Annotated in this window: 14 protein-coding genes; all 14 read right to left on the bottom strand. The window is 36.3% G+C overall.

What is annotated here, in order from left to right; genetic code table 11:
- Positions 1-49 precede the first annotated feature (49 nt).
- The gene (locus tag PBT91_RS01805) at positions 50-2,179 is read right to left on the bottom strand and encodes a gliding motility protein RemB (RefSeq protein ID WP_270060106.1); all 2,130 of its coding nucleotides are present in this window, start codon (positions 2,177-2,179) and stop codon (positions 50-52) included.
- A 112-nt stretch (positions 2,180-2,291) separates the two neighbouring features.
- The gene (locus PBT91_RS01800; protein WP_270060105.1) at positions 2,292-3,014 is read right to left on the bottom strand and encodes an energy transducer TonB; all 723 of its coding nucleotides are present in this window, start codon (positions 3,012-3,014) and stop codon (positions 2,292-2,294) included.
- 62 nt (positions 3,015-3,076) lie between these two features.
- Positions 3,077-3,442 (bottom strand): VanZ family protein, encoded by a 366-nt coding sequence (locus PBT91_RS01795; RefSeq protein ID WP_270060104.1) that lies wholly within the window; start codon positions 3,440-3,442, stop codon positions 3,077-3,079.
- A gap of 13 nt (positions 3,443-3,455) precedes the next feature.
- Positions 3,456-3,836 carry a glycine cleavage system protein GcvH gene (gene gcvH, locus PBT91_RS01790; protein WP_270060103.1) on the bottom strand — a complete coding sequence of 127 codons (381 nt, stop codon included), beginning with the start codon at positions 3,834-3,836 and terminating at the stop codon, positions 3,456-3,458.
- Positions 3,837-3,897: 61 nt separating this feature from the next.
- Positions 3,898-11,046 (bottom strand): T9SS outer membrane translocon Sov/SprA, encoded by a 7,149-nt coding sequence (sov, locus tag PBT91_RS01785; RefSeq protein ID WP_270061408.1) that lies wholly within the window; start codon positions 11,044-11,046, stop codon positions 3,898-3,900.
- 38 nt (positions 11,047-11,084) lie between these two features.
- Complete coding sequence (gene ruvA, locus PBT91_RS01780) at positions 11,085-11,666, bottom strand: Holliday junction branch migration protein RuvA (RefSeq protein ID WP_270060102.1); 582 nt, start codon at positions 11,664-11,666, stop codon at positions 11,085-11,087.
- Between the two features lie 91 nt (positions 11,667-11,757).
- Positions 11,758-14,049 (bottom strand): NADP-dependent malic enzyme, encoded by a 2,292-nt coding sequence (locus PBT91_RS01775; protein WP_270060101.1) that lies wholly within the window; start codon positions 14,047-14,049, stop codon positions 11,758-11,760.
- A 164-nt stretch (positions 14,050-14,213) separates the two neighbouring features.
- A complete protein-coding gene (gene queG, locus PBT91_RS01770) occupies positions 14,214-15,155 on the bottom strand; it encodes a tRNA epoxyqueuosine(34) reductase QueG (protein WP_270060100.1) in 942 nt (313 codons plus the stop codon).
- Positions 15,155-16,480, bottom strand: coding sequence for a cytochrome P450 (locus PBT91_RS01765; protein ID WP_270060099.1), 1,326 nt, complete (start codon positions 16,478-16,480; stop codon positions 15,155-15,157). The genes queG and PBT91_RS01765 overlap by 1 nt, the downstream gene beginning before the upstream one ends.
- 39 nt (positions 16,481-16,519) lie before the next feature.
- Positions 16,520-17,542, bottom strand: a complete 1,023-nt coding sequence (gene ruvB / locus PBT91_RS01760; RefSeq protein WP_270060098.1) for a Holliday junction branch migration DNA helicase RuvB — start codon at positions 17,540-17,542, stop codon at positions 16,520-16,522.
- A gap of 102 nt (positions 17,543-17,644) precedes the next feature.
- Positions 17,645-19,465: a cytochrome c oxidase subunit I gene (locus tag PBT91_RS01755; protein ID WP_270060097.1), complete on the bottom strand. Its 1,821-nt coding sequence runs from the start codon at positions 19,463-19,465 to the stop codon at positions 17,645-17,647.
- A 36-nt stretch (positions 19,466-19,501) separates the two neighbouring features.
- Positions 19,502-20,536 (bottom strand): cytochrome c oxidase subunit II, encoded by a 1,035-nt coding sequence (locus PBT91_RS01750; protein ID WP_270060096.1) that lies wholly within the window; start codon positions 20,534-20,536, stop codon positions 19,502-19,504.
- A 35-nt stretch (positions 20,537-20,571) separates the two neighbouring features.
- A complete protein-coding gene (locus tag PBT91_RS01745; protein ID WP_270060095.1) occupies positions 20,572-21,951 on the bottom strand; it encodes a quinol:cytochrome C oxidoreductase in 1,380 nt (459 codons plus the stop codon).
- A 33-nt stretch (positions 21,952-21,984) separates the two neighbouring features.
- Positions 21,985-22,680, bottom strand: coding sequence for a c-type cytochrome (locus tag PBT91_RS01740; protein WP_270060094.1), 696 nt, complete (start codon positions 22,678-22,680; stop codon positions 21,985-21,987).

The following is a 22,680-nucleotide window of genomic DNA, read 5'->3' as shown; positions in this document are numbered from 1 at the left end:
GGTTTTGGCAAGGCCGTACAATTGTTAATTTTTTAGCAAGCTTAAAACTCTAGTAATCGTAGTACCAGTTAAAAATATCTGTACGTATTCCAAAGTTAAGCCAAGTGGTAGAAATATCGAAGTTATTCACTGTATTCATGTCGGTATTCATATTTCTATAAATAAAACTACCGTATAGCTTCAAATTGGTTTCCGGATTAATAATGTACCCTGCTTCTAATTGACCAAATAAGGAAATACCAGTGTTACCCTGCCCTATCTTCACACCATCATCAAAAGGCCTCTCTCTATAACTTCGGTAAATATTTTCTCCATATGAAAAAGGGTCTTCAAAAGAATTATAGTCAAAACCCCTTTTTCCGTAGATCATTTTTGCCATTCCATACCAACGATCTTTCTTATACCTACCAATGGCAATTATTTCTCTAAAATTCGCTCCCCATAGATGCGCCATGGATTGATTGGCATGGCCATAGTTTAAAACGGGTTTTCTATGCGAATAAGTATAAGGTCGAACCTGATTGTATTCTAACTGAAGGAAAAGATTAGGAACGTCGAATGCATTAAAGTATTTCAATCCCAATTGATAACCCAATTTATTCTTCCAACTCTTTTTCCCTCCAAAAATATCAGAAGAAGAAAATTCATCAATAATCCATTGCCCATAAGCATTTAACTGATTATTAATTTTATATTTTGCCGTAAGCCCTATTAAAGCATTACCCCCGTTAGGTCCCGTAGAGAATTCTATCGCTCTGTAGAAAATAACTGGATTCAAATAATTAAGATCAAAACCTCGATCATTATCACTCTCCCAAATTACAGACTCAAACAAACCAATATTAAGACGTTTTGTAACATTCAAACTTAAATAATGATTAGCCATGAATTTAGTTTTAAAACTACCATTATCATTAACCTCTGGACGCACATCGCGTAAAGACATCCAGGTATTGGTATATTTCAATTTCCAAAATTCAGTATCTAATTTTAAATAAGGGAAAGGAGAAGCAACATCACTCATCAACAAAGAACGATAACCATCTCCTATAAAATTTTTACCATGCCCGAACTGAACATTAAAAAATTTTGAAGGACTATAGGAAATATAACCTTCAGCAACAGGATAATCATAGGCATTATCTCCAAATGGCTTCGCAATTCCACGTGCAGGGATGATAGCTGGATCGCCACCAGCCGGCCGAAGAGACTCTGCCCAATTATTATAATATCCAGCAAACTGGCCTTGATTTTCGTAGACTACCGCATAGAAATTTAGATTCTTGCCAAGCCCACCCTGAAAAATAGCAGCTCGAGTATTATTGTAAGTATAGTCTCTGCTATCATCATTAAAATCTTTACCCAACTGAAGATCTAAAGCAAAATCGAATGTAAACCAATAATCATCAGCCTCAAACCGAACCATATGCTCATTCCAGATTTTACGCCCCACTAATGTTTTTCGATCTTGAAATAAACGTCTTGAATCTCCCTCTAAATCGTAATATTCAGAAACATCTTTAAACAAAAATGGTTTTGAAGCAGTATGCGTATTTGTTCCTATTTGGTTAAGTGCCGCATCGAATCTGGAATAATATTCGTGAGAAAGCGGAATATTGATATTGCTATTATAACGAGGATTGGTGAAGATTTTAGATTCAATTGAATCATACTCATTGGCAGCCTTTACCAATTCGTTTTCAGTAAAATCTTCTTTATACTCCTGAGCGATTACAGGAGCTTCAACTGAAGTGATATTTTCACTACGCACTTCTTGTATTAAATTGCTTTCCAAAGGAACATTAATAGGCAATCGAAATTGCATATAAGTGGGCTCTGCATTGTACATTGCCGGCTGGATTTGCGGCAAAAGAGAAAACACTCTTTCTATTTCCTTTTTTAAGCTTTCATAGGCTGCATCAACGTAAATTACACGAAAAGCCCCGTTTCTGTTTACTTCAAAAATCACAGTAATTTGTCCGTTATACTTTTTCTCTTTTAAAGCAGATGGCACTTGGAAACGCTCTACCACAAATTCAGTTAAAGTAGCATTAAAACAAGCTTCAGAAGCACTATAGTTCACAGTTTCACACTCCGGAAAAACGGGATAAACCTCAGCATTCTGAGAATACAAACCACAAAAAGAGAAGAATAGAATTGGAAGTAGAAGATACTTCATACCAGGATAAAAGATTTTTCGGGTCGAAAGATACGCTATTTAACGCTATCCTGAAATAAAGAAATCCCGGATTTACCGGGATTTCTTAAAAATATTATAAAAAGTAATTTTTTTAATCCTGAATTTGGAAAACAATTGGTAAAGAATAAACCACACCTACTGGCTTACCTCTTTGTTTACCAGGTTGCATTTTAGGTAATTTGTTAACAACTCTAGCTGCTTCCTGTTCTAATCTAGGGTGTGGAGCACGAGCTCTAACCTCGGTAATATTACCTTGTTTATTAATTTTAAACTGCACAATTACTCGCGTAATACCAGATAATCCAAGCTCTGACCCTAAATCTGTATCGAACTCTTTAACTACAAATTTCTGAACTTTTTCACTCATACAAGCTTTACGCTCATCATTGTTCTTAAGGTTCTCACATCCTGGGAAAATTGGCACATCTTCAATTACAGAGAAAGGAACATCTGCAACCTCTTCTTCAGAAGGCGCTTCAACCACTTCCTCTACCTCTACGATGTCTTCAAGACTGGTTTCTGTAGATTCGATTTCATCTTCTTCTACTTCTTCCTCGTCTTCCACAACTTCGATTACCTCTGGCGCCGGTGGTGGTGGCGGTGGTGGTGGAGGCGTGTTTTGCATTTGAGTAATTGGAATTTCTTCGTCTTCTAATTGATCCATCTGTACCATTCCGGTGTCGATATCAGACTTGTCATAAGTCTTCCATTCGATAGCCTGCCAGGTTACAAAAAGAACCAATATTAGACCTAATTGAAGAAACAATACGCTTCTTCTGGACAAATCTGCTTTAGGATTTTTCTTAGGTTCCATAATGGTTATTGATTAATAAGGTTTGCTAAAATAAATATTTTTTCCAAAAAATTAAACAAATATCAGTTTTTAACCTTTTTGAGTGGTCCCTCAAAAGCTAAAAAAAGAAATGATGCTATTAAAACACCGGTTGAATTTGCGACAACATCCCACCAGTCGGCTTGTCTATAACTAGTAAGCGTCCCTTGTAAGACCTCAATTAACATACCAAAAGCAATACAAGCTAAACTTATTTTAACTACTGTCGACTTATATGCTGTTTCTGTATTAGATTTTAGAAAAAAAGCCAAATTCCAAAACACAAACAACATTAAATAGGCAGATGCATGTAGCATCTTATCGGTTACACTAAATCCTCCTACTTCAAATTCTGGTGTAATTTTATACAACGAGAAAAAAAGCAGCGTTGCCGTGTAAGCTCCTGCCAAAAAAAAGGCAATTTTAGCCACCGATTATTTCTTTATATTCTTGGGCAGTAAGAAGATCTTCAAGTTCAGAAATTTCAGAAAACTTAATCTTAATCATCCAACCGTCGGTATAGGGATTGTTATTTACCTTTTCCGGCTCATCTTCCAGACTATCATTAAACTCAATAATCTCTCCCGTAAGTGGTAAATAAAGATCTGAAACTGTTTTTACAGCCTCTACGGTACCAAATACGTCTTCGCGGTCTAGAGATTCGTCTACAGATTCTACCTCAACGTAAACAATATCTCCCAACTCACCTTGTGCAAAATCTGTGATACCTACAGTTGCAATGTCACCATCAATTTTAACCCACTCGTGGTCTCTGGTGTACTTTAAATCCTCTGGAATATTCATAGTTATGTTTTATATAGCGACAAAGTTAATTTTTTCGGGTAATTGTTCAAATAGGCAAACACTAATTTCCGAAATTATATCGTAATGTTATCCCTGAGCGTATTGTAGTTTGCGGAAAAGCCGTCGAAACTGCATACTCAGAGAATGTATGCTCATAATAAAATAAAGCCGTTAGATTCTTTGTAATCGCATAATCGGTCACAAAATTGATCGACCAAATGTCCTGCCCGGCAATTACCTGATTATTCAATAAATCTAAATAGCGTACAATAGTTTTATTTCTTCTATAAGAAACGTCTGCTTTAAAATTTAAATCGCTACTTAAAACCCGGCGACGACCACCAAGTGCTGTAACAATTTTCATATCCTTTAAACGATACCCCATTCCTAAGGTATATTGATTTCCTGTAATCTCTGTTAGAATATTATTATCAAAACTTAAGGAAAGCTGTCGATCTTTTTCTAACCTTCCTAAAAACTGGATATTATTACTTGTTTCAAGATCAACTTGCAGGAGCGGTGTAAATAATTCTGAAAGTACAATATTCGAAAACAAGGTTCTATTTTTAAAATCTCCGGCCTGATTGGTCTCAAAAGGATTCTCCTCATCGTAATCCAAATTGGTTTGAAATTGGTTGATGGTATAATTGGATTTATAACCATGGCTAAGTGAGAATCGTCTAAAACTTCTTTTAAACCATTCCAAACGCATTAATCCAGTATACTTAAGATTCCAGTTAGGTAATGGCACATCTCTAAAAGCACCAAGCTTTACATTTTCTGCGGAAGTTCCGGAGTATGCCGAAATGAAAGCAGGCAACAATACTGCCTGATTGGTTTTCCCCAGACCTACAGGATATCCCGATTCATCTACATTATTAGGATCTAAACCTTTTTCTACAGCGAGTCTTCTTGCAACTTCCAATCGATTTTCTCTAAATTTCTGGAAAGTTTCTGAAGACCGCTCGTCACTTTGCTTAAAGGCAGTTTTTATTAAAATCGTTGAAATATTGAAGTTACCAAAAGTGTATGGCGTTAAAGATTGATATTCTAAGCTTTGTGGATCTACCTGAAAATTTTCAGAAAAGGTTTCAGAATACAATTTCTTTCCTGTAAGCTCTATAGTTAAATCTGGCAAAAGGTCTACCGACGCTTGCGCACTTAATTCTTCATTTTCTATGGTTGTAAACTGCTGATTAAAATTTTGATACAAAGTTAACCAACCTCTCCTTGCAGCTTCGTAGCGAATTTCATCCTGCATCCCAAAAGTAAATCCTGCGGAAGGTTTTAAAGATCCCATAAATCCTATACTACGAGTATAACCAGGCAAGAAGGTTCCTTGATTATTTCGATAATTAACCTGAAGTCGCTTTACAGCTGTTACAACATCAATAAGCGTATTTACAGCTTTATTACCCGAAGCACTTTTACTGGAACGCGCTGGTTTTTCATTAGCTCCTGGCGGCTGCAGCGTAGGTACTCCCAAACTACGCTCGGCGATAGAAGTTCCTTTTTTAGCATCTTTCTTACGAAGCCCTACGTAGTTATAAAGTTTTTGCAAATCCATATTTGCAGTTATTTGATGCGAATTTGAATTCTGAACAGAATTACCAATATCAGGAACACCATCCAAATTTTGTAAAATACGCGACCCTCTTTGCCACTGGAAGTCTCCGGTATACGAATAAGACGTCTTTAAAAATTCAAAAACTGGTATTTTATTTAGCGGAACCTCATAATTAAGTTGAAGCGTTTGATAATGGAAGTTAGGTTCTCCTACATTAAAATAGTCATCCCAAATTCCAATCGTATTATCGGCATTTCCCTCTTCGTCGATATAATTTCTTACAATCCTGTTGTTAGATGCATTAAAACTGAAATTTAAAGCTTCGGTTAGATTATAATTAATCCCATATTCCCAATCAAATAAATAATTTCTTTGATAAAGCGTAGGGATTCCAATATCATTATCGCTCAATTCTAAAGATCTAAATTGTTGCTGTGTATACTGTCTAAGATAATTTGCACTGGCATTTATATTGGTAGGCAGGAGGTTTAAATTGAAATCTTTAATCAAAGAGAAATAATCACTACTATCTAAAGCCGTAATATTTTTGAAAGGCTCTACTTTTTTAGGCGCAAAATTGAATTGATACGTAGCACCCGTTCTTACATTTTGATCTAAAGATTCTTCAATTTCAAAATCACGATAATCAACCTGATTATAAGAACCCGAAAAAGCAAAATTCTCCACGTCGTAAGGCTGTGGTTTAGATTCTCCTGTACGTTCTTTTCTTAAACCTATAAGATTTATACTCTCACGCTTAGTATAAGTTTGCGATTGCTTTTTAACGCGATCTCGTTCTTCAGGATTAGTTATAGCTGCAAGCCTATTATCTAACTCGATATCTAAAAATTCCTGATCGTATTTTGGCGTAATCAGCTCTTCTCCCCTACTATAGTTTACCGGAATTTTGAGTCCCCAATTTTGCGGCAGCAATTGCCCCATATTTAGATTGGTTACAAAATCATATTGCTCTGCATCTTCCCTGCTTCGCTGATTAGGCCCTTGATCTAAAGTTCCAAAACCAACAGTACTTTTTCTTCCGGTTGCAGAAAATGTTGCAAAATCGGCCAAATTCGTATCGATATTTAAAACTCCGGCCCATCCACCTTCGTTATCCAAATCTGAAAGTCGCAATTCATTAAACCAAACTTCCCCACATATATCCTGCAAACTTTTACGATCTGCACCGTTCTTTACTCCGAGCATTATTAACCTTACATTTCCAAAACTCGGATTTCCTTTTACACCAATTCTTAACCTTCCGGCTTCGTAAGCATCCTCGGGATTTCGAGGCTCTAAATTCTCATCGAAGAAATTAAGACGAGTAGTATTATAAGCCGGATCTCCCAAAACTGCAGTTTTTACTTGTTGCAGTAATTCTAACGGAAGATTTAACCTATTTAATTCTGGCCAAATTTCTGTAGGATTCACACTACCGGCCTGAGTAATAGATAACGGAATTTCAATTTGATAAAAATTATCAGTAAAATCGGTTCCTATTCTTAAAAACGCAACCAACTCGCCATCCAATGGCGATGTTTGGCCCTGTAAAGCCTCGGCATGTAAGAACATTTCCAAATTTTTATACTGACGCATATCTATCTGGAAATTTTTATAAACAGCACGAGCATCCTGAGGTTGTAATCCGCAAACACTCATAGATAGAGACTGCTCATTTTGTCTAATATTAGTGTTATTTTGATACAGTTCTTCTCTTACTACACCCGGAGGCAAAACATACGGAATTGGCTCCCGGTTCTCGTTTTCTTCAATATTTACTGCGGTAACTTCAAAAAGCACATTAGAATCTTGTGGTAAATTACTTTCTTCATCTAAATTACCATTGTAGCGACGATAATCTCCACGCACCAATTCCATCGTTCCAAAACGTAGTAAAGTTGGTTTTTCAAATTCAGTAAGAAACATTCTCATAAATCGGATAGAACGATAATCTGCTATTCCCCCGATAGCATCTGTAGGCTCGTAAATTGGCACTTTAAATTGCACCCATCTTACCTGCTGGGTTTGGCCATTTAAAAGCGTTACACTTAGCTCTTTGGTATCAGAGATATATTCATTATTCTCGCTATTCATTCCGTTAAAAAAAGGAACTTCGTATTGAAAATAACTGTCAATCGTATTCATAGTATTATCACGATTAACATCTTCTGTAGTTGGCAAAGTAGTATTCCCGCGATCGTTTGCTCCTGAATTGTCTGGAGAGTTTCCATCTACACCATTGTAATTTTTATATCGCTCTCTAATGCCACCATCTACACTTAAAAAATATTCGTAATTATCTGCTGAAGGATCGGGAAGATTACCAAAATCTGGGAATTTTAAAGCTTCCTGAATATCATCCAAACCATCATAACCTACATCTTGATTTTCTCTAGCTTCTCCTTCCGAACTGAAAGCATAAACCAGTGATTGATCTGAAGGAACTCTACCATAAGTAGTTTCTATAGTATTTAAATCTGAGCCATCTACCGGCAATCCATTTTCGTACTGTTTCCTACCATCTTTTAAAACATCTTCACTAATATTCCCTAAATTAAATACAATCGTACCGTCGTTATTTACATTATCAGGATTGTCCTGGTATAAAAATGGGTCCATCACCCAAAACTGAATATATTCTACATTAGATTGTTCAAAATTAGTAGTATTAATACCGCGCATCATTCCCCCAAAATTACCTGCTGGGTTAGGGATTGTGTTCCCTCCAGCAGCAGCAGGATTGTAGTTATACGGCCCTCGCTCTTGTGGATTATAAGCCACATCCATGGTATAAATAACCTGAGCCTGCCCCTGGACTACATCTGTATTAGGAAAAATCTCATCTACAGTTACCCTACGTGTTGCATAACTACTAAGATCGGCATCTGAAATACCACTAGGACGCTGACTACTATAAAAAATTGGATCGATAGAGTACCAGGCAAGTTTTGCCCTGCGATCGCCAACACTTAAGTCGCCATTTGCCAACTCTCCACCAAAACCAATTGGTACACTAGAAAGCTCCCAACTAAGAGGTGTACTGATATCTATAGAAGTTTGAGCAGCTTCAAAATCATCTATATATGTTGTTGCTTTGCCATCAAAATCATTAACTGCTGGCGCACCTGGGAGTAAGTAAGCAAATTCACCTCTTACCGACACATTCGATTTTACATCGGTATCAATATTTGGCAATTTATTCACCAATCTTGTGAGAAAAGGAACTTCTTTGGTATAATTGAAATTGAATCCCAAAATCGTATTGTTAATGGGCTCGTAACTATAGTTTGCCTTTTGCGTTAACGGGCGTTCTCTAAGATTTAAAAATGTACCTGCAAAGATCAAATCTTCATTAAACTGATGTTCTACATTTATCCCGGTAAATCTTTTAGATTGTTGCCCAAATAATGCATTACTTTCAGTATTTACCTGAATTGGCGTATCTGAAGCTAAAAGTGCTTCATCCAAAATCTGTACTCTTCCCAAATCGTAATTCACTACATAATCCACACCTTCTTGCAGTAATCTACCACCAGCTGTAACCGTAACCGAACCTTGAGGAACATTATAACCTATTGGAATACCTTCAAAATTTGCCGATTTGTAACGTCCTTTTAACTGAAATTTATTTTTATCTGCATCTTCTTGCTCTGCCTGCGTTTTAGTAGTACGATAAAGTGACCTGAAAACATACTTATTCTGATTGCCATTCCAGGTAGAAGGTTCTGAGTAAATTTCCTGATTATTATTTGGTGTATTATCTAACTTTTCAAATAAATATTCACCAAACGGTTCAACAGAGGTAAAAATTACCAGTCCATTTTGGACATCTACTGTAAAACCGGGTACAAAATCAAAAAATCCATCCCCTCCATTTATTGGATCATTATTGGTATTCAGATTATCTAAATTGAAAACACGTAAGAGTGGTGTTTCAACGACATCCTCTGGCAGCGGAACTGAAGAATTTTCAGCTTGTTTAATATAATTTAAGGGCTGAGGATCGGTATATAAAATATTTAATCTAAAATCTGAAGGATCCAAATCATAAGCTCCCAGGCTATAAATGTTTTTCATCATCAAATCCCAAACAGGCTCGTTCACATTTGTGATGGTACTTTTAAGCATTTTCACCACTAAATTTTGGCTTATCCTGGCATCGTTTTGTCCTTGCTGTTGTTGTGACTCGTCTCCCGTCGCATTTACTCCATCATTTGCAAATTCCCCAACCTGAAATACCTGCCCGTTTACCGTATACTGAAATGCTACCGCTAAAACCTCATCATTATTTAGTCTTTGGTTTAAAGTAATGTATCCCAAATCCTGATTTAATGTGTACTCACCAGGATTCAACTGCCGTGCATTTTCCAACTTCACGTAATCTATTCCTTCTGAAACCTGAACATTGCCAAAACCACTTTCTACGGTTGAAATATCACGAATGGCCGAATTTAAAACAGACTGAGCACCACCATTTATTCCGAAGGGATTAAAATCGTTATTTTCATTATCGGGATAAGCGCCAGCAGGTTGATTAAAAAATCCTGAAGGAACCACGTTTAAACCTATATTCCCATCTACCGGACTTTCACCGATATCCTGAATAGCGACAATATTTCTGGTATCGGTAAGATTTTGTACATTATTGGTTCTATTGGTAATCCAAACTTGAATTCTTTTAATCTGAATTCCGCTACTTACAAATGGATAATTCTTAACCGAATTATTGTAATTATCCCTAAAATAATGCGCTAAGAAAAAGTGCCGATTTTCATCATAATCTAAAGCAAATTTTTCGTAATTCTCTACTGCTGCACCACCTTCTACGTTTACCGTTCGCCTCTCTGAATTCTGCTCTGAAAAAACACCTGTTATTTTGGTTTTACCAAATTGAAGTTGTGTTTTAAAACCAAACAAGCTTTGTGCGCCTTGAATAAGGGTATTATTAAGCGGCATATTTACGTTACCTACTTCAATCTTTTGAACAATATCATCTTCGCTGGGCGTGTATTCCAGTTTTAATTGATTCTGAAAATCGAAGGTAGACTCGGTATCAAAATTAGCTACAATTCCCAATCGAGTACCTACCTGCCCCAAAAGCGACAACTGAATCCTCTGATCAAAATCGAATGTAAAGTTAGATCTGTTTCTTGGCGAAAAAGCGGGATTATCCTGTTTTGTATATAATCCACCAAGATCTACCGCTACTGAACCTTGTGGAGCAATATCAATATTTGTCCCACCGAATATACTTTGGAAGAAATCTGAATTAACATAAAAATCTGGTAATAAATCCTGTTGCAACTCTTCAACATTATCGCTCCTACCAGATAATGCCTGGTTTTTAAGCCTGAAATATTGTTGCATTTCTTCTTTAATAACAAGCTCTTGATATTCTTTTGGAGAAAGAACTAATGGCAAACCAATATTTGTTTGTCCCAGGCTCTTTTTGTAAAAATATAAATCTAAAGCCGGATCATACTCATACTTAGATTGTATAGCACTGGGATCGGGCATAGATATAGTGCCAAACGAAAATGCTTGTGTGGTATCCTGTTGCGTTTCTTCCTCTTCCTCCTGCTGTGCAGATAAATTAGAAGTAATTAAAAGCAACAGCAATACTAGCAGCGAAGGGAAACGCATCGATGTGAAAAACCTTAGGTAATTGTTTCTCAATGTCTCTACAAGTTTTTTAATGCTAATTTAATAAGAGTTTCTACCGTTGGATCTTCCTGCTCTTTAATTAGCTTATTTAGAACCTTATCTGCCTGCTTACGAGCATAACCCAAAGTCTCTAAAGCAGATAACGCTTCTTCTTTATTTGTATTGCTTTGTTCTACAAAAACCTCATCAATACCAAATATTTTAACAATCTTATCTTTTAGGTCTAAAATAACCCGTTGTGCCGTTTTGGCGCCTATCCCTTTTATACTCTGGATAGTTGCTACGTCACCAGATGCTATAGCATCTCTTATCTGTACAGGCTCTAAAGACGAAAGCATAGATCGAGCAGTATTAGCCCCTATACCACTTACGGAAATAAGAAGCCTAAAGATTTCTCTTTCAGATTTTTCATGAAAGCCAAATAAGGTGTGAGAATCCTCTTTCACCTGTAAATGAGTAAAAAGGGAAATATTCTCTTCGTCTTGTATTTTAGAAAATGTATGCAGCGAGATATGGACAAAATAACCAACGCCATTACAATCTACGACAACATAGGTAGGATTCTTCTCTACCAGTTTGCCCTTTAAGTGATGAATCATACGGTAACCGAAAGTTAAAGCCGCAAATGTACTAAAATAAAATAAGGGGAAAAACGCAAGCTTTTCCCCTTAAATCATCTTTATGTTAAAACTATTTTTTAGCCTTTTCAGCTTTTTCTTTCTCCTGTGCATCAACTACAGCAACAGCAGCCATATTCACCATTTCTTCTACACTAGCACCTAGCTGAAGAACGTGAACCGGTTTTTTCATCCCCATCATAATTGGCCCAATAGAATCGGTATTATTAAGCTCTTTGATAAGTTTATAAGCACTATTTGCTGAATCCAAATTTGGATAAATTAGTGTGTTAACTTTTTTCCCTGCCAATTTAGAAAACGGAAATTTACTTTGAAGCATTTCCTTATTCAATGCAAAATCTGATTGAAGTTCCCCATCTACCAATAAATCTGGATGATAACGATGTAAGTAAGACACTGCATCTTTTACCTTTCTTGCTTGTGGATGATCTGAGGATCCAAAATTCGCGTAAGACAACATCGCCATAACGGGATCCATTCCAAATAATTTCACCGTTCTTGCGGTTAATTGAGCGATCTTAGCCAAATCTTTAGCTGAAGGATCTATGTTTATAGATGTATCACTAATAAAAATAGGACCTCTACTGGTATTCATAACATTTGTTGCTGCAACTCTAGAAACACCTTTCGCCATTCCTATTAACTGAAGCATTGGTTTTACCACCGTTGGATAAGCTCTGGAATATCCTGAAAGTAAAGCATCGGCATCGCCCACATTTACCATCATTGCAGCGAAATAATTTCGCTCGCGCATTAATCGTTGCGCATCATAAAGCGTTACTCCTTTTCTATTTCTAGTATCAAAATAAGCTTCAGCATATTTTTGAAGTTTATCCTTTTCTTCATCAGATTTTGGATCGATGATTTCTACATCAGCATCAAAATCTATTTCTCGCATTAATTCATTAATCACCTCTCTACGGCCAAGAAGAATAGGGATTGCGATCCCTTCGTCATGCACTATCTGCGCAGCTTTTAATACATCTAAATGATCGGCTTCAGCAAAAATTACACGCTTAGGATTTGTTTTTGCACGTTGCATAAGTAAACGGGTGATCTTATTATCGCTTCCCATTCGCTCTAGCAGCTCATCTTCATACTTTTGCCAATCTGTAATATCCTGCCTAGCTACACCGCTTTCCATAGCTGCTTTTGCTACAGCCGGCGGAACTTTGGCAATCAGTCTTGGATCAAATGGCTTTGGTATTATATAGTCTGGACCAAAATTTAAACGGGTTTCGCCGTAAGCAATATTTACCTGTTCAGGCACCGGTTCTTTAGCCAATTCTGCTAAAGCTTTTACGGCAGCCATTTTCATTTCCTCATTAATTTTCGTCGCTCTAACATCTAAAGCACCGCGGAAAATAAATGGAAATCCTAAAACATTATTTACCTGATTAGGATGATCACTACGACCAGTGGCCATAATTACATCTTTACGAGTATCCATGGCTAGTTGATAATCGATCTCAGGATTTGGATTCGCCATAGCAAAAACGATAGGTCGTTTTGCCATACTTTCTAACATTTCTGGGGACACAATATCTGCAATAGATAGGCCGATGAATACATCAGCTCCCTTCATCGCATCATCTAACGTATTTAAATCACGCTCGGTAGCAAATTCTAATTTCTCTTCAGAAAGGTTAGGACGATCTTTTCTAATTACTCCTTTACTATCCAGCATCACAATATTTTCTGTTTTAGCTCCAAGAAGTTTGTATAACTTCGTACAAGAGACTGCCGCTGCACCGGCTCCGCTTACTACGATTTTAACCTTCGACATTTTTTTCTTGGCAAGCTCTACGGCATTTAATAATGCTGCTGCTGAGATTATCGCAGTACCGTGCTGATCGTCGTGCATTACAGGAATATCTAATTCCTCTTTTAATCTTTTTTCAATTTCAAAAGCTTCAGGAGCTTTGATATCTTCAAGATTAATTCCTCCAAAAGTAGGCGCTATATTTTTAACGGTTTCGATAAAAGCATCTACATTTTTAGTATCCACCTCAATATCAAAAACATCGATATCTGCGAAGATTTTAAAAAGTAAACCTTTTCCTTCCATTACGGGTTTAGAAGCTTCAGGGCCTATATCGCCAAGGCCTAAAACTGCAGTACCATTACTTATAACAGCAACAAGATTTCCTTTGGTGGTGTATTTATATGCGTTTTCTTTATCTTTTTCGATTTCTAGACAAGGTTCTGCTACTCCCGGCGAATAAGCTAATGAAAGATCGCGCTGTGAAGCATATTTTTTTGTCGGGACAACCTCAATTTTCCCTGGTTTAGGTTTAGCATGATAAACTAATGCTTCCCTTCTTTTTCTGGAATTGTTGCTCATAACTTTTGGTTTTAGCTATTTACAAAGTTAGTAAGGTAGATGGCAATTACTACTTAAATATTTTAAAATAATGGTAAGATTTTAGCTAGTTTTAATCAATTTTAATTTTTCTAGAGCCTCGCTGTTCTTGATACCTAGCAATTAAAATTACATTCAGATTTTTTTTAATTACTTTCTCTCCAATTCAAATAATTAATATTCCGCTTCAAACCTTCGAATTTGGTTCTTTTAACGGCAGATTTTCGAAAGATTTCGTTGAAGGTTTCTTTGGTAATTTCTTCCCAATCTTTTTTATCGAATTTAAGCAAGTCGGGATGGGGATCGAACAACGGCTCGTTATGAGGTTTGGAGAAACGATTCCAAGGGCAAACATCCTGACAAATATCGCAGCCAAACATCCAGTCGTCAAAAGTATTTTTAAAACTATTCGGCAATTCATCTTTTAGCTCTATGGTAAAATAAGAAATACACTTGCTACCATCTACTTTATAAGGCTCTACAATGGCGTTGGTAGGACAGGCATCAATACAGGCAGTACAAGTACCGCAATGATCGGTTACCGGGGTATCGTATTCTAAATCCAGATCGACGATCAACTCTGCTATAAAGAAAAAAGAACCGGCTTTTTTAGAAAGTAAATTTGAGTTCTTCCCTATCCATCCCAAACCACTTTTTGCGGCCCAGGCTTTATCTAAAACCGGTGCAGAATCCACAAAAGCTCGTCCTTCAACTTCACCAATTTCATCTTGAATAAATTTCAGTAAAGATTTCAATTTGTCTTTAATCACAAAGTGGTAATCTCTTCCGTAGGCATATTTACTGATCTTGTAAGAGTCTGGGTTTTGAGTTTGAGCAGGATAATAATTCAGTAATAAAGAAATCACACTTTTAGAACCTTCCACCAGTTTTGTTGGGTCTAGACGCTTATCAAAATGGTTTTCCATGTAATACATGTTACCATTTCGATTTTTATTAAGCCATTCTTCCAAACGCGGTGCTTCTTGCTCTAGAAATTCAGCTTTACTAATTCCGCAAGACATAAATCCAAGACGTTTCGCCTCTTCTTTGATGATATTGGTGTATTTTGCTTTGTTTTCTGAAAACATTAAGCTCTTTTCTGAAATTCTACAAAAGCATTTTTAGGCTTCAAAGTAATAAGAGGTAAAATCTCGATTTCTTTTTTCTTCGGAAGGATTTTAAAGTTAGAAATCATTTCTGAAACGGCCAAAATCATCTCGTACATCGCAAAATTGCTACCTATACATTTTCTTGGCCCTGCACCAAATGGAAAATAGGCTTCCGGATTTTTTTCTGAAGCAAAACGATCTGGATTGAAGGACAACGGATTTTCCCAATGTTTTTCGCTACGATGTATCTCATAAAAAGAAAATAAAAGGTTCGAGTTTTTATCGAATTTGAATCCTTTAAATTCATCTTCTTCTAAATTCACTCGATCCATAAAATATGCAGGAGGATATAAACGCATACTCTCTAAAACTACATTTTGCGTATAAGAACATTGCTGAAGAAATTCCATCAAACCCTTGCTATTCGCTGAAGCCTCCTTTACTTCAGTAAAAACTTTTTCTTGAATTTCTGGATGCTGCGCTAGTAGTTGCATGGTAAAACTTAAGGAATTTGAAGTGGTCTCGTGGCCGGCGACAAAAAGAATTAAAATTTCATCGATTAGTTGTTCCTCATCCATCGGCTGCCCATCATCATAACGCGCATCCAATAGCATATCGAGTAAATCGTCGTAACGCTTTGGATTTGCCTGACGTTCTTTTACGATTTGCTTTAAAATTTGTCGCGATTCTTCGCTTAATTTTAAGTGGCGTTTCAGCTCTCCGCTAATGCGGAACCAAACACTTTTATAAGGCTGTCGAAGTTCTTTTACAAGCATTTTTTGATTCGCTTCTGTCACAAACTGTAAACGATTAATTTGTTCCTGACTGGCCGCTGAACTAAATAAAGATTTAACGACAGTTTGGAAAGCTAGATCGTTGAATATGGAAAATACATCTAAAGAAGTATTGAGTTCGATCTTTGTATATTCAACCCTTATAGCTTCTAAAATTGTATCTAATAAGTTAGCAATATGCTTTTTATGAAAGGCAGGCTGAATTAATTTTCGTTGTTTCTGCCAATGTTTTCCGTTAGCAGTTAACAGACCACTACCTACGTATTTCTTGAGATCTTTGGTCTGAATTTCAGATTTTATATAATTCTTCTGATTCTTTTGTAAAACATATTGGGCAAAATCTGCATCTCTACAAAAAATAACAGACTTCTTAGGGCCAATATTTAAACGGAAAATATCACCATGCTTTTTGAAATTCTCACGATGAAAAGGCAATGGATTTTTTACAATGCTACCTGCATTTTTTAAAAATGTTAGCGTAGATACCTCTGGAATTTCTTTCTTCTTCATAAATCAAAACGTCAAAAATTGCAGCTTTATCTGCAACTATTAAAATAGACCTCCCTGCTTAGCGCCTGGCGATCTTCCCATATGCTTATAAGCAGCCTCGGTTACTTCTCTTCCTCTTGGTGTACGATAAATAAATCCTTGTTGAATCAAAAAAGGCTCGTAAACCTCTTCAATAGTCTCAGCACTTTCACTTACCGCAGTAGCTAAAGTGGTTATACCAACGGGACCACCTTTAAATTTATCGATTATAGTTTCTAGAATTTTGTTGTCCATTTCATCCAAACCATGCGCATCTACATTCAAAGCTTTCAAACCATATTTGGCAATATGAATATCAATTTTACCATCTCCTTTAATCTGAGCGAAATCACGAACTCTGCGTAAAAGTGCATTGGCTATACGCGGCGTTCCACGGCTACGACCTGCAATTTCTATCGCTGCTTCCATAGTAATTGGTACATTTAATATTTGCGCACTACGCTGAACAATATCTGAAAGCAGTTCGGTTGAATAATATTGAAGTCGACTTGAAATCCCAAAACGAGCTCTCATTGGTGCCGTAAGCAATCCAGATCTAGTGGTGGCACCAATTAAGGTAAACGGACTCAAATTAAGTTGAACCGTACGCGCATTTGGCCCAGATTCGATCATAATATCAATCCGATAATCTTCCATTGCTGAATATAAGTACTCTTCAACAATAGGGCTTAAACGGTGAATTTCGTCTATAAAAAGGATATCACGTTCATCAAGATTAGTCAAAAGACCGGCTAAATCTCCAGGTTTATCCAAAACAGGCCCTGAAGTAACTTTTAATCCAACATTCAATTCGTTTGCTAAAATATGAGCCAAGGTGGTTTTCCCTAATCCGGGAGGACCATGTAATAAGGTATGATCTAAAGCTTCATTTCTTAGATTCGCAGCTGCTACAAATACTTTTAAATTATCTAAAACCTGTTCCTGTCCAGCAAAATCATCAAAACTAAGAGGCCTTAAAGCCCTTTCAATATCAAATTCTTCCGAAGAAAAACTTTCTCCGCTGGCATCAAGATTTTCATTCATAGCAATTAAATTAAATACAGCTTAAGTATAGACAAACAAATATAAAATAAAAAAGCCTCTTCATTAAAGAAAAGGCTTTTGAGTATATAAGATAAAAGTTTATTAATGATGTAAATCTTCTTCATCCTTTTGCATCGGTACCGTTTGAGGTACATAATCCTGACCTTTAATAATGTATTCGCCGTTAGGATAGGTTTTACTATAATCATACGCCCAACGATATACTACAGGAAGCTCTCCTGGCCAGTTTCCATGAATATGCTCTACTGGTGTAGTCCATTCTAGAGTATTAGATTTCCAAGGGTTCATAGTCGCTTTCTTACCGCGGAACATTGAATTAAAGAAATTGTAAATGAATACCAACTGAACCAAAGCAGTTATGATAGCACAAACTGTAATAATTACATTAATATCTGCAAGATCATCGAAATATGGAAAAGCTGTATTTGTATAATAACGTCTTGGAAGACCAGCCATTCCTATAAAGTGCATTGGGAAGAAAACTCCATATGCTCCAACAGCTGTTACCCAGAAGTGGATATAACCAAGATTTTTGTTCATCATTCTTCCAAACATCTTTGGGAACCAGTGATAAACACCGGCAAAAAGACCATACAATGCTGAAATACCCATTACAAGGTGGAAGTGAGCTACCACAAAATAAGTATCATGAACGTTAATATCTAGTGTTGAATCCCCCAGAATAATACCGGTAAGACCACCAGTAATAAATGTGGATACCAAACCAATCGAGAATAACATTCCTGGATTCATTTGAAGGTTACCCTTCCATAATGTAGTTATATAGTTAAAAGCTTTTACCGCTGAAGGAATCGCAATCAATAACGTTGTAAAGGTAAATACAGATCCTAAAAATGGATTCATACCCGATACGAACATATGGTGCCCCCAAACGATTGTTGAAAGGAAACCAATTGCTAATATAGATGCGATCATCGCACGATAACCAAAAATAGGTTTACGAGAGTTTGTAGCAACAACTTCTGAAGTTATACCAAGAGCCGGAAGAATTACGATGTAAACTTCAGGGTGACCTAAGAACCAGAATAAATGTTCAAATAAAACCGGTGAACCACCATGGTGGCTTAATACTTCTCCTTCAATAAAAATATCACTTAAAAAGAATGAAGTTCCAAAACTTCTATCCATGATTAATAGTAATGCTGCCGATAGCAATACAGGGAAAGAAACCAAACCAAGAATTGCTGTTACGAAGAACGCCCAAATAGTTAATGGAAGTCTTGTCATAGACATTCCTTTGGTTCTTAAATTAATAACGGTAACAATGTAATTAATACCTCCTAATAACTGAGAAGCAATAAATAATGCCATGGAAACTAACCAAAGTGTCATCCCCATACCTGAACCACCAATCGCTTGCGGTAATGCACTTAAAGGAGGGTATATTGTCCAACCAGAAGAAGCAGGTCCTGCCTCTACGAATAAAGAACATAACATAATCACACAAGCTACAAAAAACAACCAATATGAAAGCATATTCATAAAACCAGAAGCCATATCTCTAGCACCAATTTGCAACGGAATAAGTAGGTTACTGAAGGTACCACTTAATCCCGCGGTAAGTACAAAAAATACCATGATAGTCCCATGGATGGTCACTAATGCAAGATAAATATTTGGTGTCATCACCCCATCTGGAGCCCATTTTCCTAGCAAAGCTTCAAAAATAGCAAAAGACTCCTCTGGCCATGCTAATTGCATTCTAAATAAAATAGACATTCCAATTCCAACGATCCCCATTAAGAGACCTGTAATTAGGAATTGCTTAGCAACCATTTTATGATCAAAGCTAAAAATATACTTCGATATAAATGTTTGTTTATGATGATGTCCGTGATCTTCGTGGTGATCCTGAGCTGGTGCGTTTACTACTGCTGACATATCTTAAATAATACTTTTAGTTCTTTAATAAAATAATTATTCTTGCGACATTGATTCTTCGAAAGTTCCTTGCTCGGCCAACCAGGCTTCGTATTCCGCTTCAGACTCTACAACAACCTTCATCTGCATGTTATAATGGGCTTGTCCACAAATCTTATTACATAGTAAGAAGTAATCAAATTCGTAAGAGTCATCTCCATTATCTTTCCTAATTTCATTTATATGATCTACTTTATCGATCATATCATCGTTATTCCTCATTTCTTCAGTAGTTACTGTTGGAGTAAAACCAAACTGAGTAATCATACCAGGAACAACATTCATTTGTGCTCTAAAATGAGGGAAATAAGCAGAGTGCAATACATCCTGAGACCTTAATTTAAATAATACTGGCTTATTGACCGGTAAATGTAATTCTCTTACAACTTTATCATCCTGAGCATAAGAATCTTCTTTATCAACCCCCAATGTATTTACTCCTTCTATGAAACGAACATTTGCCTCACCTAGAGTATTATCTTCACCTGCATATCTTGCAGTCCAACTAAATTGTTGAGCATATAACTCGATAACTATTGGATCCTCATCCTCATTAACACTCATAATATCGGTCCAAGTAAAAAGGCCATATATAATTAATCCTGCTAACACAATTACCGGAATGATAGTCCAAATAAATTCTAACTTATCATTATCTGCATAAAACAAAGCTTTCTTTCCTGCTGCACCTCTGTACTTATACGCAAAAAAATGCAGTAATGCCTGAGTTATAATTTGAACAAACATGATAAGTAGAATAGATATCAACATTAAGTTATCATATTTACTACCATGCTCTGATGAAGCTTCTGGTAAAGTTACGTTTGTGTAACTCCAAAAACAAAATATCATTAAAAGATAAAGAAAAACTGCAAAACCAATCATTAGTTTTCCCTGGTTCTCGTTATCCTTATTGTTAGCTACCTGAGAAGTATCTGCATCAGGAGTTTTTGACAATTCAAATATTTTTGAAATTTGCCATCCTGTTACAGCAAGAAGTGCTAATACTATGATTACTAAAAATACGGTCATTTTATAAAGTCTTCTTTAAACAATCAATCTTTTAATTAGTAATGGTAATTTTCACTTTCCTTAAGGAAAGGATTACCCTTTGGATATAAGGATTCTTTACCTAAACCAGTTCCTACAAACAATATAAACAAGCCTAAGAAGAATAAGATACTTCCAATTTCAGGAATACCGAAAGACCAGTAAGGTCCAACAGTAGAAGGCATAACTAATAGGAAAATATCTATATAATGTCCTACTAAAATTAATACTCCCGCCATCATCACAAACCAAGGAATACGCTTATAATCTGTATTTATCAGCATTAGAATAGGGAATATAAAATTCAAAACGATCATACCAAAGAATAATAAGTTATATTCTTCAATTCTAATAATAAAATAAGTTACTTCTTCAGGGATATTTGCATACCAAATTAATAAGAATTGGCCGAACCAAAGATAGGTCCAAAATACACTAAAAGCGAACATAAACTTAGCCAAATCGTGCAAGTGACTATCGTTTACGAAACTTAAATGTCCAAGCTTTTTAAGGAACATTGTTACCATGGCAATTACAGTAATCGCAGAAACAAACATACTAGCGAATATGTACCATGCGAAAAGTGTACTGTACCAATGCGGAGTCATACTCATAAACCAGTCCCAGGCCATCGTAGTTTCAGTAATTACAAAAAACAATAGGAAAAATACCGAAGCCTTAAAATTCTTTTTATAAGGAGTTAAAGTATTAGCTGTAGCTTGTGCTACTGAATTTCTGGTTGCAATGAATCGATATAAATTCCATCCTATTAGATAAATTATAGCTCTAATAACGAAAAACGGAAAATTAAGATATCCTGATTTACCTTGCAAGATCACATCTTCTTCAACAAGTTCATGATTTTGCCAAGGATAAAAATGCTCCCCTGCAAAAAGTACAATTAACACAACGATAATCGAACCTGGTAAAATATAATTGGTAATACCCTCAATAACTCTAAATAATACCGGAGACCAACCTGCCTGTGCGACGTATTGAATAGCATAAAATACAAGAGCTCCCAATGCAATCATTAAGAAAAAGAAACCTGAGACAAAAACGGCCGACCAAGGTTTGGTTTGAAATTGATGAAGCACATGCTCCATATGTTCATCACCATGCTCAGCTTCTCCGTGAGCTTCTGTTTCATGAGCTGTTTCATTTTCGTGAACTTCAGCAGAGCTGGCATGATGGTTTTCTTCAGCACCATGTCCCTCTATATTAGCCGTTGCTTCAACATGATCACTGCTGTGTTCGCCGTGAGCATCTGAAGCCATTAATTCCTTCAATTCTTCCTGGTTGGATGGTGTAGAAATAAAACCATAAACTAAGCCTATGGCACCAACAACTATTAGAATAATTGCAGTTAATTTTAATTTACTAGAAAGCGTATACATATTACTAGATCTAAAAGCTATATTCCTAATTAATTATTCCTCAGACTGAGATTCCTCTTCATTTGATCCTTCGACTTGCTCTTTACTAGGCTCATCAGCAGGTTCAGCAGGATTAAGATTTTCTGAATTTTCCTGAGTTATGGTATTGGTTTGAAAAGAACGTTCAGGATTTCCTTCTAACTTATCTTTTAAACTCATCACATAATGATCTATTTGCCAACGCTCTTTTATACTAGTTTGAACAGCGTAAGACCCCATATTGTTAAGACCATAATACATTGCGTGGTAAACACTTCCCTCTGTAATACTTCGACCTGGATCATCATAAGAAGGAACACCCAATATTTTTTCTCTTTCTACCAACGTTCCTTGCCCATCACCTTTGTCTCCATGACATACTGCACAATAAACAGTATATAGGGCTTTACCTTCAGTTAAATTATCCTCTGTATATGGTAAAGGGTTTTTTAAATTTGCTTTAGCATCCTCTCTTCCCTCTGGTGTATTTTCGTAATCATAAGGCATCCAACCTCTAGAGATGCTTCCTTCTACCGGCAATTTAGCTTCCTGCTGATTCGCAAAAATATCGTATGACCCATAAGGCTCGTAAGGAACTGGTCGATACATATCAGGAAAATACTGGTAGTTACGATCGTTATCATCTGCACAGGAAGTAAAAAAACCTGCGATTATAATAAAGACTATAGATTTATGAAATAAACTTCTCAT

It is taken from the genome of Zunongwangia sp. HGR-M22 (genome assembly GCF_027594425.1).
In the GTDB taxonomy this organism is placed as follows: Bacteria; Bacteroidota; Bacteroidia; order Flavobacteriales; family Flavobacteriaceae; genus Zunongwangia.
This window is presented reverse-complemented; position numbering and strand designations above follow the sequence as displayed.